Raw genomic sequence first — 16,740 nt, forward strand, 5'->3', positions numbered from 1 at the left:
CACTGCATTTAACAGCACATTTGCAATCATCGATATATTATTTACCTGGTCCCACATGGCTTCAGTAATCATTAATTCTCTTCACCTCTATAATTTTTGAAGTAATACCTTACTCCGCTCTCTTTTTGTTGTAATCCATCAGGGCTTTTACAAAAACCGGATAGTTTTGTTTTGAGATAAGTGCTTCACCCCTTGCCATATAGCACGTTCCCGAATCATACCTCTTTACAAATCGTAGATTTACAAGATATCCTCTATGAGTCCTTAAAAAATCATCACCTACAAGCTTTTCAAGTTCTGATAGATGTCCATAATATTCAATTTCATCAGTTCTTGTGTGTACGATTATCCTGGCACCATACACTTCTGCAAAAACAATGTCTGAAACACACAGCCTTATATGACTGCCTCGTGAGTTCAACATCACATACTTCTTTTGAGAATTAGTAGCCGATTTAGCAATTTCCACTTTTGCATCTTTTATCACATTAACCATCTTCTTATTTGAGAATGGCTTTACAAGGAAATGAAATGCTCTTACATCAAAAGCATCAAATACATACTGCTTTTCTCCAGTTATAAAAATGATAACAACCTCATCGCTAATATCACGAAGTTTCCTGGCGACATCCATTCCAGACACTCCGGGCATCATAATATCCAGAAGAATAATATCAGGCATATAACCATCTTGTTCCACAACTCTCAAGACGTCTTCTCCAGTGCAAAAGCAACTAATCTCATCATCCGAAAACGATGCATTCAGTTCCGACACTATAATTTTTCTTATTCTTTCTTCATCATCGCATACTGCTATCTTCATAAGGCAATATTCCTCCAAGTTATTCGTATCATAATCACATAAGAAATACTATGATTTGATCACGAAACGACCTTTTTCATATCTGAAAGGGCAAAAAAGAGCCGGATAGAAATATTTTCCATCCGACTTTACATTAACAATATAACTTTTAACCATACTGTTTAAATCTGAACATCAATCGAACCCCCATCTGAAACCGGAGCTGCCATTGCCGGCATTGATACGGTTACCCCCTGCACTGCAGGGCTTCCAACCACTGCAGAAGCTGACTGTCCACCTCCCATACCGGGAATACTTCCGGCTTTTCCAAGCTCATGCTTGATCATATCTTTAAGGTATTCCATATTTGCTTTTACAATAGCCTTGTTTTCCGAAGCCCTATGCTTCCGCTTTAGATCCTCAAAATCCTCTTTGCTCATATGCGGATCTACCACTTCCATATCTTCAAGCATCTCCATAGTTTCTTCCAACTCTTCCAGTTCTTCCTCGCCAAATTCAGAGATCATCTTGTTCAGATCAGCCATCATTTCATCCGAAACATTAGCTCCGCTTTCTTCGATTTGTTCTAGAGCTTCCTCCAGCATCTCCTCGCGCTCATCGAAGATTTGGTCTTCTTTCTCAGTGATCTTTTCTTCCTCTGCCTGTGTTATGGTACTCTGAATACCCCGAACAGCATCTTCCTGTTCGTCAAGGCGCTCATCCTGCTTCTGAGCACGAGCCACCATTTCTTCCAGCTCCAGATGATGTTTCTTTTTCCTTGCCACCATTTCCATGCGCTTTGCATGGGTTAAAGCAAACTGTAGTTCCTCAGGATCACCATCCCCCGCAGAAATCTTTCTCTTTATCTGCGTCACAGCTCTTTTTGCTGCCAGTACTGCCTGCCCGGCACTGTTTGATGTCTTGGCACTCTGTATTTTGGATGCAACCTCTTTATAATTATAGGTCGGCTTAGGCGCTGTCTCTTCCTCTGCTGCATCCGGGGAACCGGATGATGTCAGAAAATCATTTATTTTTTTATTATTCTGATCTTGCTGAGAATCCTGCTTCAGTGAGCGTATCATCTGCCGCATCTGCTGTGATAATCCTTTTCGATCATTAACCTCATTGTCTGTTCTTCTGTCAAAGCTTGATACAAAAGGATTTACCGGCATCTTTCCCATAATTGTATTCTTCATGCCTCCGTCAGTCTTCTGAGCATAGAGATTCCCCTGGGCATTCTTCATGTACTGTGAACTATATAGATTATTCGCAATAAATGATATATTCATGCCGTACCTCATAACATATAGGAATCGTATTTATACGATTCCTCTCGCGCCAGCCGCACGCTGCATAGCAGCAATTTCCACTGTGCGGCTGTGTGCATAAAACATCAGCCTCTGAAATCTATCTTTGTTCCTACCATCTGCTCGGCCTGAGTCATAACTTTTCCGGATGCATTATTGTATGAGTATGTCTGCACCTTAGAGAGAAGTTCATCCATGGAATCTGCTTCGAATGTTACATATTCCTCGTCATCTTTAATCCTGGAATCCTCTTTATCAGTATCTTCCTTTTCAGCTTTTTTATCCCTGGCTTTTTGGATACGTTCCTCCTGCGCCTTCTTTTCCGCTTTCTTCTTCTCCTGAAGTTTCTGAGCCTTCTTCTCTGCTGCTTTCTTTTCTGTACGCTTTTTCTGAAGATCTGAAGATTTATTTACAGTGGCAAAGAAACTCTCCTTACCATTAGAATCAACACTCATCCCAAAATTCTTAACACTTGCGCCGCTGCTGGCAAGTCCCATCTTAGCCTCTGACATCTTTGTCTGTGCCATAGCAATGATTCCCTCATATTTTTTGCGATATGATTCATCCGTCGCCATCCGCTCAAGCTTCTCTTCATCTATAAGAACTACCATTTTGTTGGCATTTCCATAGGAGGCAGCATTCTGCTGGACCTGTGCTTTCATATCCTTGCTGACAGCAATGAACTCCATGTTATGATATTTTGATTTCAGCGAATTATAGTAGTCCTTTGCCTTATCGGAAAGCTGCACATCTCCAATAGTCATCCCATATTCAGTTTTTCTGGGCACAAGTGAACTCGTGGTATCTATCGGACTCCACGCTTTTGTTTCTACTTTAGCCTGCTGAGAATTTTTTGCTGAACCAGCCTGATCTGCCCTACCTGTATCAGGAGTCTTAGACACTCCCGATTTCTCGTTATGGACACTCGGATTTATCTGCTGATATGCAGAAATGCCATTAATTCCTGTCATACTGATCTACCTCCTTGTAAAAAAGCCGACATCCTTTTCATTCATTTATATCTAAAAACGCATAGTAAGACACTTATCCATTTCTTATATATCTTTTATCGTCTTAACTTCTGCAGGAATACACCCTGAATTTATTAAAAAAATATAAAAAGGTACTCTCGTTTTTGAACAGCCCCCTGTCAAGTAGATAGGGGGCTGTTCACATTGAGGAATGCTCTTTAATCATTTCTTACCTTGCAGTGATGATTTCCTCAGCCATTCCAAAAAGATCCTCCGCTGACATATCAATGTCAAAGCCTATCATTATATAGGCTATGCCATCTATTTCAAAATCGATGCCACTCACATAGGAAGTATAACGCTCATCACTTCCATCACTGATAAAGAAATGATTATCTGTTTCTGTTCGTTGTAGTTCCTCTTCTGTAGGTCTTTCATCCCCAGGAAGATTTAGGTATTCATCATAGTTATAGTGAACTGTTATACCGTCAATTTCCCTAACAGCCGTATCCCTATCATGAGGATCACCGTACATATCTGCCTGATCCATACCAATATAAATATCAGGGCATCCATCTTTTGCATAGGTTAAGTCTATGCCCTTAAAGCTTCTAAGATCATTGCCTTCTGCATCCTGTGTTTTAGCCTCAGAAACTTCCATATAATCAAAAGTATACCCATTGCTAAATGATTCAACAGCAATGATATCCATCCCCGCCTTCTCTTCAATTTTTGACAGATCTTCGAAGCTGCTTGTTCTGGTACCTATTATGTTCCCCCCAACAATACTTACTGCTTCCCCTGCTGCAAGGGCTGTCACACTAAATAATATCAGGCATGCTGCTATAGTTATTCCAAGCTTTTTAATATCAAGTTTTCCTTTCATACGACCTCCATCTTTAGCTCCACCATTCAGTATCTGGTGGATCATATGCTCCTTTTCATAATCAGAAAATTTGATACTCTCCATGGATTCTTTGTAGATCTCTATTCTTTCATTTCCCATATTATTCACCTGCCTTATTTCTGGGTGTATATTCATCTGACAATGTATCTTTAAGAATTCTTCTGCCCCTTGAGAGATACTTTGAAACTGCTGTTTTTCTTTTGCCCATGATATCTGCAATTTCTTCAGTATTATATCCCTCGTAATAATACAGATAGATGGCAGTTCTGTAATTACTTGGGAGTTTCCATATCTCATCAAGTATCTCTGAGTTCTTTACCTGTGGCGCTTCCTTCTCAGTGACTTCATCCAACGCTACTGTTTTCCTGAAAAAAGCACTTTTCTTCAGATCATGGCAGGCATTTATTGTTGTTCTTACCATCCATGCCTTTTCATGCTCCCGGCTTTCATATGAGATATTTCCGGTTAAATACTTTAAGAAAACAGTTTGGCAGATATCGTCGCAGTCATAACTGTGCTGAAGGTAGTTGTAACTGATCCTCTTGATCATATCAGAGTAATCCTTTACAACTCGCCTGACTTCCTGTTCATCCATGTGTGAGTAATCTCGCTTTCTGTTCCTTTTAGAAGGCCTTCTACTAATAATACGATTTATAAAGTCCAAATTGGACACTGCATACATCTTTTTATACAAAAAATAGCCATCCGCTATTACAGATAACTATTTTCATGCACTGTTCTTATACAATTATGACTGTTTCTGCTTTACAATTTTCTGGCATTCCAGCTTGTCTTAAGAAGCTCATAAATCAATACTGCAAGAAAAGCCAAAGACTTACCAAAACGGATTTGCTAAAACATATGGGATTACCTACTGATTGGGAGAATATAACTCGCTATAAGATATAGGATTTTTAAGTTGACTTTGCGTATATCCTTTTTCTTTTCGTAATCCGGCAATGATTACATCGCTGTCACCCATATCAATCAAATCAAGTATGTTAATAACAAGTTGTAAGAAAAAAGGCCTTCAGAAAACAAAATCCTGAAGGTCTTCCATATTACTGCAATACCAGCCCATAAATCACAGATCATCTGTCTTTCCACCTGGCATCCAATCCATAGAACATAAGTATTCATAAAAAGTCATATATTCCGGAACAGGCCATTTCCCTTCGACATACTCAATCAGATCTGAATCGGCGCTATAATCTTCATCAATGCATTTTCCATAGACAGATAATGCCTCGCTACTATTGCCAACCCAATAATCACCAGTCTCAACATCAAAAACAAGTGTCTGATACTGTTCGCCATCATTAGGAAGTCTATCCTCATCTACAAGATCAAGAACTATAAAGTGATAGTGTTCGTTCAAGGCTGCTTCTTCTCTAAGATTATCCAGGTTTTGACTTGCATAGATAATCATATAATTAGAGCTGTTTCTTTGAACATTTTTATAAGTACGGTATATTGCTTCATAGTTGTCATTATGGCGATAAAAATCATTTAAATCATATTTCATGGTATGCCTGAATGTATTGGAATCTAAATACCACTCTTGCTCTTCCTCATCATAATCTTCTGTCAGTGATACAAATGAGCATTTGTGTACTTTTGGACACTGAACCTGTTCATCTTCAGAAGCATTTGCTGATAGTGAGAAATTCTTTCCGCATCCAAGTAATCCTATGCTAAGACCCAATATAGTTATTGCAGACAATACCTTTTTCATTAAATAATTCCCCATCTTTATTTTTTATGACTTTTGTCTTTTAAAGTCTCCCAATAAATATTACCACTCATATATCCAAAAGTCTTTTCGTCGCAGAACCTTTTAATCAGTTCAGCCTGTAACTCCGCATAAAAATCCTTACCCGACTGCTTAAATGTAAGGTGTGAAAACAGATTTGACTTGGTAAAGTCTGATATAGACGCGCAGTTGTCAATCAGAGCCTCCATAATCCTGGCTGTTTCATCGACATTTTTCTCATATGCAGCAAGTTCTAACTGTACTGATTTTTCCTGATAAACACCCATGTCAAAACATTTTGCTACATTTTCATTGGCATCAGCTACTCTATGAGCCTGTTCCAAATTGCCGTCTTCCTCACACAGAACCTGCAACGCATTCATTATAATGCGAAGCCGATTAACTTCTGCAAGCATCAGCTCTTCATATGCTACATAAGCTTCGCTAATCCGTCCTGTTTTCGTAAATATATTTGCCTGGAGCACTTTGCGTTCCGGATTGTCCTCTGAATAGTATTGGAGATACTTTTCTGCAGTTTGATAATCCTCTTTTCTGCAATAATAATGAAAAAGCGATTCCGCTGCCGATTTCCGGATTGATAAATCCTCTGATCCCAACAACCCAGAAAACCATGAACGGATTGCCTCATCATATTGGCCGCTGTTGTCTACTTCATTAAGAAGTCTCGCCGCATTGAGTACAACAGCTACTTGCCACTTCAGCTTCTCGTTGCAGGGATATTCTTCAATTTTCTTTTTAGCATCAGCAAAGACATCCTCAAATGGCTCCTGCTTCAATCTCCTATCCAATTCCTTGATGAAGATATCGATCTCTTTATCAGTGATATCATCTTTAAATGACAGTAGTTCATCAGTAGAAATGCCAAATAATCTTGCAATAGGCACTAATAGCGAGATATCCGGAAGGGTATTGTCCTTCTCCCATTTATTTACCGCAGGAGTACTCACTCCAAGCCTGATAGCCATTTCCTCTTGTGTCAGCCCGTTTTCTTTGCGGTACTTTCTTATTACTTTTCCAATAGTCATCTGCAATTCCTCCAAACAGTATTGGAACCGGTTCAATAATAATGATACCTAAGAGGATCTGATTTTGCTATTGAATTCAGGTTAATCATTTGGAAATATTTTTAACCAGTGAGAAATTCTTGATTCTTCATATATAAAAAGGCATGTGACTGTTATTTAAGGCACACACCCTTTAACCTTCCAATAATATGCTTATAGTACCTGTAATCCCTCAACTATATTTAGCAGATCTCCATATCCAGCTTTCTGAACCAACCGGTTCATTCCATCTAAGACCTCTCCCTTTGAAAAGTCATGTTCTGTCAGGAAGCTTTCACTTTTCTCTGATAAATATTGATAGAACAAGGCTGCAGCAGCAACATTTTCTTTATCGGAATAATCGATATTATCCAAGAGCTGATTTTCAGCTTCGTTTATCATTCCCTGATCAATCATCATTAGGAAATCCTCAAGTTTTTTCCCTGAAACTTCATATCCATTATCTTTTTCCATTTCTACCGCAACATATTTTTTGCCAAGCATCAATGAGAAGAGGACTCTTGCTACTTCTTTGATAATCCTCATGATATAGTCTTTTTCATCATCAAATGTCATAGGTCACCTCCGTTAATAGTCGGAGCTGCATTACTTGGTATGCTTTGACGATATTGATGATAACAGCCTCAGAACGCCTAATGAAACTGCAAATATTACAATAAAGAATAACAAAGAGTACTTCAGTTCCTGCCCGGGAATAGCCTTACTTAACATAAAGAAAAATGCAACGGTAAAAACTATTGTGCATGCTAAGCTACTGATAACGTCTTTTTTTAATGTATCCCCGTTGCTCTTAGGATAATTCCATGCCCCGGCTCTTACTATCAGCATCAGGTAAGCCATCCCGCCAAGTAGCACTGCAACCGTCTCTCCTATAACCAATTTCATATCCATAAAGGCAATCATCTGAATCAATATGGCTATCGCACTTATGATAAAGATGGTAACAAATCCATAATTACTTGCTTTTACGGCTGCCTTTTTCTGTTCATCAGTATACTCTGCTACAGTTTTAAGTGTTTCCTTTAATTCTTTATCCATCTCGCTTTTCCTTTCTCCATTTAGAAGCTCCTTGACATCGATATCATAATAATCTGCAAGCTCTATCATGATAGAAAGATCCGGCATGTTTGTTCCCGTCTCCCACCGTGATACAGTCCTGCCAGAAACATTTAATATTTCAGCAAGCTGCTCCTGTGTTAAGTTTTTCTCCTTACGAAGTACCCGTAAGAATGCTCCAATTTTCTGTGAATCCATTAGTTCCTCCTTTCACTCACAGAATATAGAAAGCTGTCTAATACAAACACGACACAAAGCGAGAAATGCCGTTTTTATGCTATTAGACAGACTTGTCTAATACATTATAGCCATAAAAATAGCAGTACACAATTTAATAAATCATGTACTGCCATGTATGAGGAAGCTAGAAAAAGGCGTGAAGCTGCTGCGGAAAAAAGAAATCAAAAGCGGCTTATTGAACCTAAGAAAATAATCTACAGAGATCAGATGCTTTTAAGAAGACTAATAAATAAGTGGCAGAAATCTGAAGTATCTGCAAATAAACAGATAGAAAACCTCAAAAAAATCCTTGAGGAAACAAAGAAAGCATTAAATTATGTTGTTACCCTGCCTAGAGAAAAAGCTGAAGAATTAAAAGATCCTCTTGCATGGCGAAATCACGAAGAACTTGGCTATGTTTTTGCAACGAATGAACTGTTTTGATATGGGAGTATAAAGTATAAAATATAAATGACGGAATGGATACTCCCAACATAAACAGGAAAGAACGGGCATTCGAGTTCGAGTTGCCCACACGACCTGTATGATGGTGATAGAATAAGTAGCGAGGGAATAATTAGATGGGAGAATTGATATGAGATATAAGGTTTTGGGGAGTATCCTTTTAAGTATGCTTGTTTTGTCTGCATGCTCTTTTTCAAATAAAAATGAAATAAAACAAGATAATGAAGCTGTTATAGAAGAATCTGTTGAAGAAAGCTCAACCACGCAGGAACCTGAAGAAATCTTCAAGTCAGAAATGCCTATCCATGCTGGAGTTTGGCAGGTAGAGGACTATGGTGATATCAGTTACTACTATGACTTTAAAGATGATAATAGCGGAAGGCGTGTCAGATTTTACGAGGGCGATATCGAGGAGTTCACATATGAAGTGACAGATGGGAAAAAACTTGTTCTTCATTATGATGACAGAGACGAATATGCGAATTATTCTTTTGGTGAAGATGGTAAACATCTTGTTCTTACCTATAAGGATTACCAGCAGTCTCTATCATGGGTTTCACATGGTACTTTGGAAGATATGGGTGGCTTAGGACTTTCGTTTACTACAGAAGATGTTACTCCTGTAGGATGTACTCTTAAGTATTCACAAAAAGGCGGGTATGTTTCCGGCAATATCACTGTGGATCAGTGTTATTGCGTGATTCTGTATGATGAAAATGAAGGGAACTGGGGATTTACGGATTATATTGGAGATGAAGATCAGACTTATACCATTGATAAGAATTCTTCGGGAAGTCTGTCACTTGATTGGGGAAGAAAATTGGGAGCTCTGAAACCCGGTACATACGCTTTGAAATTCAGGATTCGTGATGTAAGAAATATCGGAGGAGACTGGGATTCATTTGATTATCGAGTGTGGTTCACGGTTCCGGATCTGGATGCTGATCAGCCTTTAAGAAATGAGACTTATGGTATGTTGGATTCAGGCGATAATAATGACTACGAAGACTATTCAGCTATTGAGCCTGAGTGCACATATACGTCCGAAGACGGAACAGTTTATGGGATGCTTCCTGTAGATCGTGCAGCTGGAAGCAGCTATTACGTATTTGCGGCATATAAAAAGGGTGAAACTATCCCGGTACTGGTAAATGAAGATCCTTTTTGTGGAAGTGGTGGCCAGGCAACATGGATTGATTTTATAGATAATTCAAATCTTGGATTTTCATGTCTAACATATAATGGTGGGGATGATGGAATGCTCTTTAGGACCGATGACGGAGGGAAATCTTTTACACAGATTGAATATCCTTCAGCAGAGGTTGAGCTTTCAGATGGAACAATTTATAATCCATTTACTATCCCTGAAAAAGTATGGACCGAAGGAGCTACTCTGTATATGCTTGCAGGACAGAGTCCATGGTCAGGTGATTATTATAACGATGAACTAGAAAAGCACCCGTCCGGATTGTATGTGTCTTATGACGATGGTATTAGTTTTAAATATCTTGGAGAACAATAAAGTATTTGTGGCAAAAAGATGAAAAAAGAATTGAAACCATTATTTCTATTTCTGATAATACTAACTGCTTTACAAACAATACTGATTTTTATGCCTGACTGGCTACAATTTATTATATTTACTTTTTTTATTGGAAATTCTTCAATAAGGCAAATTGTATAATTGCGATGATTTTTCTAGTACTGTTTTGGATCGGCGAAGAAGTTGGTTGCAGGCGTACAAAAGACAATGATTAAGATATGAGTATCTAATGACATGCAGAAAGAGAATTTTGCGAGGATAAACTTTATTTCATTAATTCAAAAATGGGAATTGGAGATGTAATGGCAGAAATTATTTTTTCGGATTTCTACAGAACAGTCATATTGTCATTATTATCTGCCTGCATTGTTTTTTTTTCACGAAATGCAGGTAAAAGAAAGAGAGCATTAGCTCTGATGGGGTATGAAGCTTTTATGCTTATTCCTTTTCTTTGGATATTTTTTATAGCCATTGCATTTACACATTTTTCGGATGAATCAATGATAGATATTGTTCTATGGGAATTAAAATGGCTTCTTTATTTTTCAGTAATTACGATATTACAGTTTGTTATGTATCAATTACTATGGAAAAAAAGTACAGCATATAAGGTTATTGCCTTGCTGCTTTGCATAATAATTGTTGTTATTCCATTCTCTGTTTTGACTTTTCAAAAGATTATTTATTGGAATATATAAAGATATCAAATAATAAAAGTACCTCTTCCTGATATTTATAGTATCAGTTTAATCCGATGGTGTTAGTATTACCCGACATTTCTTGCTCTGATTTGTCGTGAAAATCATAATACAAAAAACATCCCGAGGTGATCTCGGGATGCCTTTTAGGAGTTTTCTTATTATGTGGAGCCTATTGGCTCTTAAGCTATCATGATATGTTTCTTTTCAGGAAGCTTTTCCTGTTCTTTCTTAGGAATGGTAAGTGTCAGAACTCCGTGATGGAAGGCTGCCTTTACGTCCTCTTCTGTGATCTGGTCGCCTACATAGAAGCTTCTCTGCATCGAGCCACTGTATCGCTCCTGCCTGATCAGACGTCCTTTCTTATCGTTCTTGTCATTGTTCATGTTCTTTGAAGCACTGATCGTAAGATAACCTTCGTTTAGTTCGAGATTAATATCTTCTTTGCTGAATCCAGGAAGATCGATGCTGACCTCATACTGGTTATCCTCTTCCTTAACGTCAGTCTTCATCAGCCTGTCGGCGTGACGTCCGTAGAGCTTACGCTCCATGTGGTTCAAATCCCTGAAATCCGGGAAGTTGAACAGATCATCAAAAAGTCTCTCTTCAAAAATACTTGGTGCTAACATAGTTTTTTCCTCCTTTGCATCAAAAACATTTATTTTTGAGCATTGGGACGGAGGGTTCAGATCTAGGGAACTTAAGTCCTTATGGTCTTCTCTGTTCCTTTGTTCTATATATGGTATAACACCAAATTAGCACTCTGTCAAGTAGAGTGCTAATTTTCTTATAGGATTTTTATATCATTTCCAATAAATATCAAAAAACTGCTGAGGTCCTTTAAATAGAGTAACTATGCTCCCATCATTAAGGTCTACAACCTTAAAATAGATATCCTCATCATCTGTCGGAGCACCTGCTCCCCAGGGATGCATCTCCTCATAAAGAATACGATCTTCATCAGGAGACAGAACGTACTGGTCGATATAGTAATCATTGCCTACTAGGCTCCTAAGCTTTTCATATATTTCATCTGACTCGTGTTGTTCTTTCTCCAGTCCAGTTACATCGATGGCATTTTTTGAAAGCCCCCAGAATGTCCGACTGTATGCGCTATCATTGCAAGTAAATACTATGTCTTCATAACCCTCCACTTTTCTGAAGTTCTGAGAAAAATCCAGATGAAGGTAATAAGAGGGAAAATACCATAAAAATCTTAATATTATAAATATGAGCAAAAGGTTAAATGCCATAATTACAACAAGCCCGATTCTCTTTAGCACCTTTTTCATATGCATTTCTTAAATCCTTTATTCACATTCTTTTTTTATCCAATCACTACTATAACATAAAAAAGGCCGGACTCCGATATCACTCGCAAATCCGACCTCATAAGATTTAATTAGATGCACCTGCTGATGATGAAGTACTTGCTGTAGCTTCCCTGTCCTTTATCATGTGCTGAAGGGTAGTCGCCTTGCAATGCCTTAGCTATATCACAGTACTCAGGCAAGTAATAAATCAAAGTCCGCCACATATTAGTCAAACCTCTTTCAAAGCAGTCTCTACGCATATCTGAATCCCCTTGGCGATTTCGCCTATGCCAAGCTCAGATTTTGTTTCCGCATCCGATTCAGCTGGATTAGGTACATGGATAAATCCTGCATGAATATCAAGAGCCTTTTCTTTCAGGTAATGCATTACCCTATAGAAAAGGTCGTTGCATACATAAGCTCCTGCTGAATATGAAAGCTCAGAAGGTATTCCTTCCTTTGTCATGGTTTATCTCCTTCTAGAAAGCGCCTCAATCACCTAGAATAGCTTACGCTTTCAAGTTTGATTGGAATGGGATTTTGAAGCACCCACTTAACAGCGAGCTCCTCAAGCCTATACATCTCTGTTTTACCCTGATTGGGCAAGGTTTTTGCGATTTCTTCAACCTCAAGCAGTTCTGAGTCTGACAACCCCTGCCCTTCTTTAAAGTACTCTTTTAATGCATTGACCATTTTTCTGAATTCATGATCCCAGTTGGCACCGCCATTATCAAGTACTTCATGGGAAAGTCTTCCGGTTATTCTTATAACTTCACCCTGAACAATGGAACATGCACCTGAGCCTGGAACAAGGAAATCCCACAGTTCTTCATGCTGCTCCATCCAGCCTTCCGCCTTTGGATGTATCTCACTGACACCGTCGTGAACCTGTCTTTTAGGCACGGGTTCTACATCAAGTAGCTTATAGAGCTTATCTACTGTATCATCCACTCTCTGGTTAAACTCTATAGCCCATGCCCAACATACGTGGTGCTAATTACATGCCAAACTCTTCATAGTAATTTATAAGATCCTTAAGCGGCGGAATCACCCTTCTTATATCCTGTTCAGTTACACTTACAGATTTTGAACCGTTTGCATGTGCCCCGCTATTACCAACTTTTGAAATATTATATAGGATCTCAATATAGTGCTTTGGAATCACCTTTGCGTTTTCTAGCTTTTTGCGCTGCTCTCCCTTATTGTCAAAAACACATTCCGGTATGAAGATCTGGACAAAATAAGACAAAATAGTCTCTTCTATATGTCTTATATTAGCTGCGGCATCTTCAAAATACCCTTTTTCAAGGTGTTCCATTACTCTCTCGTAGAACTCACTAACCGATCCTTTTTCAACACTTGCTGCATCTACATTCGTAATATTATTCTGGCTGCTTACCTTGTTTTCTCTGTATAACCTGTCACATTTCTCAGCTGCATTTTCTTCCCCATTATCATGCGCTTTTTTATACCATTTTGCTGCAAGATTATAGTCCTTTGGAACACCGATACCATCTTCATAACATAAGCCTAGATTAAACATGGCATGACTGTTACCCATATCAGCTGATTTTTTATAGAGATTGAATGCCTTAACATAGTCTCTTATATCTATACCCAATCGTTCCTGATAACAGATGGCAAGCATGTTATAGCCATCGCTCGACCCCTGGATAGCTGCTTTCATATTCCAGATATAGCAGCTCCTTCTTTCCTTGTCTTTTTCAGGACTGGTAGGTCTGATATAATCCGATCCAAGCTTTCTACACGCACACTCGTTACCTCTATTTGCTGCCTTGCTATAAAGTCCATATGCACAGGCTTTTTGGTTCGCTTTTATAATATTATAAGTAGCTTTATCATGCTTTTGCATATAAATGCGGGCTAACTCAACATAACCCCAGTTTTCATCATGCCTTGATGCTTTCATGTACCAACGTATCGCATCTTCGATATTTACAGGTACACCATTCCCATAATGATAAGCATCTCCAACCAATAACTCTGCCCATGAATCACCATCTTTTGCTCTTTTAAGTAATTCATCAAAATTCATGGATTCATAATCAATCTCGTCTTCATCATCATCGCTACCAAGATCTTCAGTATAATCCAGATTGATCGTAATACTGGTTTCATCAGTTTCGATGCGCCTATTATAAATGTACTTCTCAAGCTCTTCTTTTATCAGTTCTTTCTTTTCCGTATCAGTAAAAGCAAAAGAAACCTTACGATCCCCTAACAATGCGTTAGTGATTTCTTCCCTATTTGCATATAGCCATTCCTCAAATTGCCCAATAACGCTCTCAGGGTTTTTAATGACTTTTCTACCTTTCTCTATATAATTGTTTTCCCAGGTGTTATGGTAATAGTCAAAACAGTCTGAAAGGATAGATTCAAAATATTTCTCATCCTTTGTTTCCTGATATTTCTTATCATACAGTTCATAAAGCTCTTTTTGTGCCATGGGGATTTTTTCTTTTACTGCCAAGCGCAAAGCATCTACTATCTCATCAAAAGTCGATGCATCGTGCCTTTGGCACTTTATCACAGAGGGCATAAATCCAAGATTTGCTGACTTTTTCCACCAGTCATAGCTTATCTTTTCGTAATTCACGGTCTTTCTTTGCTCTATAATTTGAGCAAGCTGATACATGGAAACAGGATTATTTGCGCAGGCACTGCCACCTAATACCGAGAATCCATAGTCGGACATATGGTGCGTATAGAATAGATAATTAGCCCTTATAAAAGCAGCATAACTTTCGCCCATTTGTTCAGCTATTAAAAACAGCTTGTAAGCTGCTTTAGTATTCTTTTCTACACCTGTACCAAATGCATAACACTCAGCCAGTTTTGCAGTTGCTATACAGTTACCAGCTTTATAAAGTTCAAACAGACTTTTTGCATCATTATTGTTTATGATATTGTCATATGCGTTCTTTTTTTCTCCGAGAAGCCCGTGGTGACTTGCATATCTGACAACATTTGTCCAGGAATAATTGCGTAGTTGATAAGACTGCATTTCTTCTACATCAGCAAGGACGGGTTTCTTTTTTTCAAAAAAATCTGTCGATGCATATATTACCGTCGAGTCCTGATTGCTTTTCGCGCATGAGCGACAGAAAGGCTTATTCTCCGAGTTGTAATATATATTTTCAGAACAACATTTCATGCATATAGGATTTGTTTTGGGAATCTGCTTTATCTTATTGTTTACGAATGACTTCCTTTGAACCATCCTGGTATATCTATTACCACCAGAAGATGACTGGTTATTATTCTTTTTATAAATCGCGTATCCTTTATTCTGATCATTTCCCACAGATTTTGTAAGAGTATAATCCTCAGGCTTATTTTGCCTAGGTTCATTCAGATCCAGAGCTGCATCATAACCATCATTAAGATCATTATCATCCTCATCTACAGTCTGACTTTTACCCAAAAGAGATCCTCCCCAAGAATCATTAGAAAAACTGTCATTTTTGTACCTTCGCTCATCTTCCTCCAGATTGTCAATGAAGACAGAAAAATTCTGAACTTCATCATCAAAAAAGCCAAATAAGCTCATAGGTTGTTCCCTCCCAACTATTATTTTTTGTCCCCTCTGTACTGTTTTACGACAATACATTACTACTATATCAGAAACAGCAGAATATGACAGCAATTATCACGAAAAAGTGCTGCCTTTTCTGCCAAAATCTCCCATGAGACTTTCACCCTTAGAGTGCATGCGCTGCAAACTGTTTCAAGCGGGGCTTTATATATATCTGATCCATGGAACACACTAATAATCCCGACATATCAGGTATTGTATCTGAAACATGAAGATATGTATGAAATAAGGAAATGCTAGCTGTTACTCTGTTGGAATTGACGAGGTAGGGCTAAAGTGTTATATTGTAACTAGAAAATAGTTGCAAGAGGAATTACTGTGCCAAAGAAATCAAAATTACTAGAAAAATTACTGTCAAAACCCGCACCGACAAGTTTTACAATAAGAGAACTGGACACACTTATGAAGCAATGTGGCTGCGAAAAGTTCGAGGGCGGAAGAGGATCAGGAATAGGCTATTATCATGTTGAAACCAAGCGCATCCTTCAATTTGACGGTCCGCACCCAGGTAATGAACTGTACAGGTATCACGTAAAGATGGTCATAGTATTTCTTAAGGAAGTAGGTGAGATAGAATGATAAGTTCACTGATGGAATACAATGGATATCATGCAAAAGTAGAATTTGACCAGGAAGATCAGATATTCATAGGTCACGTTCTTGGCATCAATGACTCTCTGAATTTTCATGGAGAATCAGTAAAAGAGCTTACACAGTCCCTGCATGATTGTATAGATAATTACCTTGAATACTGCCAGAAGATTGGAAAAGATCCTGAACGAGAATTTAAAGGCTCATTCAATGTTCGCATTAAGCCTGAGCAGCATAAGAAAATTGCATTATATGCTGCCAATGAAGGAATCACAATAAACCAGTTTGTATCCAGAGCTATTGATGATGAACTGGACATCCTAGAAGGTTAGCCCAATTTTCAAACCTTTCATTTTTTAGCATGTCTCTATAAATATATATTGCGGTCAAAAATCTTGACCGCAAATAAATTCT

Annotated in this window: 20 protein-coding genes; 5 read left to right on the forward strand and 15 right to left on the reverse strand. The window is 38.3% G+C overall.

The window, feature by feature from the left end; translation table 11 throughout:
• Positions 1–109: 109 nt before the first annotated feature.
• The 9 genes from G587_RS0110150 to G587_RS22320 all read right to left on the reverse strand — a co-directional run bounded on the left by G587_RS0110150 (position 110) and on the right by G587_RS22320 (position 8,079).
• Positions 110–823, reverse strand: coding sequence for a LytR/AlgR family response regulator transcription factor (locus G587_RS0110150; protein WP_026492143.1), 714 nt, complete (start codon positions 821–823; stop codon positions 110–112).
• A 161-nt stretch (positions 824–984) separates the two neighbouring features.
• Entirely contained in the window at positions 985–2,091 is a 1,107-nt protein-coding gene (locus G587_RS0110155; RefSeq protein ID WP_026492144.1) for a hypothetical protein, read from the reverse strand.
• A 104-nt stretch (positions 2,092–2,195) separates the two neighbouring features.
• The gene (locus G587_RS22315; protein WP_051200954.1) at positions 2,196–3,080 is read right to left on the reverse strand and encodes a DUF6033 family protein; all 885 of its coding nucleotides are present in this window, start codon (positions 3,078–3,080) and stop codon (positions 2,196–2,198) included.
• 229 nt (positions 3,081–3,309) lie between these two features.
• Complete coding sequence (locus G587_RS0110165; protein WP_026492145.1) at positions 3,310–4,086, reverse strand: hypothetical protein; 777 nt, start codon at positions 4,084–4,086, stop codon at positions 3,310–3,312.
• A 1-nt stretch (position 4,087) separates the two neighbouring features.
• Positions 4,088–4,582 (reverse strand): RNA polymerase sigma factor, encoded by a 495-nt coding sequence (locus G587_RS0110170; protein ID WP_026492146.1) that lies wholly within the window; start codon positions 4,580–4,582, stop codon positions 4,088–4,090.
• 489 nt (positions 4,583–5,071) lie between these two features.
• The gene (locus G587_RS0110175; RefSeq protein WP_026492147.1) at positions 5,072–5,722 is read right to left on the reverse strand and encodes a hypothetical protein; all 651 of its coding nucleotides are present in this window, start codon (positions 5,720–5,722) and stop codon (positions 5,072–5,074) included.
• Positions 5,723–5,739: 17 nt separating this feature from the next.
• Entirely contained in the window at positions 5,740–6,786 is a 1,047-nt protein-coding gene (locus tag G587_RS0110180; RefSeq protein ID WP_026492148.1) for a helix-turn-helix domain-containing protein, read from the reverse strand.
• A 192-nt stretch (positions 6,787–6,978) separates the two neighbouring features.
• On the reverse strand, positions 6,979–7,380 hold the full coding sequence (locus G587_RS0110185; RefSeq protein ID WP_026492149.1) for a DUF6483 family protein: 402 nt from the start codon (positions 7,378–7,380) through the stop codon (positions 6,979–6,981).
• 30 nt (positions 7,381–7,410) lie between these two features.
• Positions 7,411–8,079: a helix-turn-helix domain-containing protein gene (locus tag G587_RS22320; protein ID WP_035773349.1), complete on the reverse strand. Its 669-nt coding sequence runs from the start codon at positions 8,077–8,079 to the stop codon at positions 7,411–7,413.
• 153 nt (positions 8,080–8,232) lie between these two features.
• On the opposite strand from G587_RS22320, the gene G587_RS0110195 reads away from it, so the two are divergent.
• The 3 genes from G587_RS0110195 (at position 8,233) to G587_RS0110210 (ending at position 10,806) form a co-directional block, all read left to right on the forward strand.
• Positions 8,233–8,544: a hypothetical protein gene (locus G587_RS0110195; protein ID WP_026492150.1), complete on the forward strand. Its 312-nt coding sequence runs from the start codon at positions 8,233–8,235 to the stop codon at positions 8,542–8,544.
• Positions 8,545–8,695: 151 nt separating this feature from the next.
• On the forward strand, positions 8,696–10,087 hold the full coding sequence (locus G587_RS0110200; protein ID WP_026492151.1) for a hypothetical protein: 1,392 nt from the start codon (positions 8,696–8,698) through the stop codon (positions 10,085–10,087).
• A gap of 323 nt (positions 10,088–10,410) precedes the next feature.
• Entirely contained in the window at positions 10,411–10,806 is a 396-nt protein-coding gene (locus G587_RS0110210; RefSeq protein ID WP_026492152.1) for a hypothetical protein, read from the forward strand.
• A gap of 182 nt (positions 10,807–10,988) precedes the next feature.
• Here the strand turns inward: G587_RS0110210 and G587_RS0110215 are convergent, their stop codons facing one another.
• The 6 genes from G587_RS0110215 to G587_RS0110240 all read right to left on the reverse strand — a co-directional run bounded on the left by G587_RS0110215 (position 10,989) and on the right by G587_RS0110240 (position 15,690).
• Positions 10,989–11,435, reverse strand: a complete 447-nt coding sequence (locus G587_RS0110215) for an Hsp20/alpha crystallin family protein (protein ID WP_026492153.1) — start codon at positions 11,433–11,435, stop codon at positions 10,989–10,991.
• A gap of 174 nt (positions 11,436–11,609) precedes the next feature.
• On the reverse strand, positions 11,610–12,098 hold the full coding sequence (locus G587_RS0110220) for a hypothetical protein (protein ID WP_196812556.1): 489 nt from the start codon (positions 12,096–12,098) through the stop codon (positions 11,610–11,612).
• Between the two features lie 110 nt (positions 12,099–12,208).
• The gene (locus G587_RS26495) at positions 12,209–12,331 is read right to left on the reverse strand and encodes a hypothetical protein (protein ID WP_256379313.1); all 123 of its coding nucleotides are present in this window, start codon (positions 12,329–12,331) and stop codon (positions 12,209–12,211) included.
• Between the two features lie 17 nt (positions 12,332–12,348).
• Positions 12,349–12,585: a pyroglutamyl-peptidase I family protein gene (locus tag G587_RS0110230; RefSeq protein WP_026492155.1), complete on the reverse strand. Its 237-nt coding sequence runs from the start codon at positions 12,583–12,585 to the stop codon at positions 12,349–12,351.
• 29 nt (positions 12,586–12,614) lie between these two features.
• Positions 12,615–13,070 (reverse strand): hypothetical protein, encoded by a 456-nt coding sequence (locus G587_RS22325; RefSeq protein WP_051200955.1) that lies wholly within the window; start codon positions 13,068–13,070, stop codon positions 12,615–12,617.
• Between the two features lie 46 nt (positions 13,071–13,116).
• The gene (locus tag G587_RS0110240) at positions 13,117–15,690 is read right to left on the reverse strand and encodes a tetratricopeptide repeat protein (RefSeq protein WP_026492156.1); all 2,574 of its coding nucleotides are present in this window, start codon (positions 15,688–15,690) and stop codon (positions 13,117–13,119) included.
• A gap of 363 nt (positions 15,691–16,053) precedes the next feature.
• On the opposite strand from G587_RS0110240, the gene G587_RS0110245 reads away from it, so the two are divergent.
• Both G587_RS0110245 and G587_RS0110250 read left to right on the forward strand, forming a co-directional pair.
• Entirely contained in the window at positions 16,054–16,314 is a 261-nt protein-coding gene (locus G587_RS0110245; RefSeq protein ID WP_026492157.1) for a type II toxin-antitoxin system HicA family toxin, read from the forward strand.
• A complete protein-coding gene (locus G587_RS0110250; RefSeq protein ID WP_026492158.1) occupies positions 16,311–16,658 on the forward strand; it encodes a type II toxin-antitoxin system HicB family antitoxin in 348 nt (115 codons plus the stop codon). The genes G587_RS0110245 and G587_RS0110250 overlap by 4 nt, the downstream gene beginning before the upstream one ends.
• The last annotated feature ends 82 nt before the right edge of the window (positions 16,659–16,740 follow it).

Origin of the sequence: Butyrivibrio sp. XPD2002, assembly GCF_000423945.1 — a bacterium.
GTDB lineage: Bacteria > Bacillota > Clostridia > Lachnospirales > Lachnospiraceae > Butyrivibrio.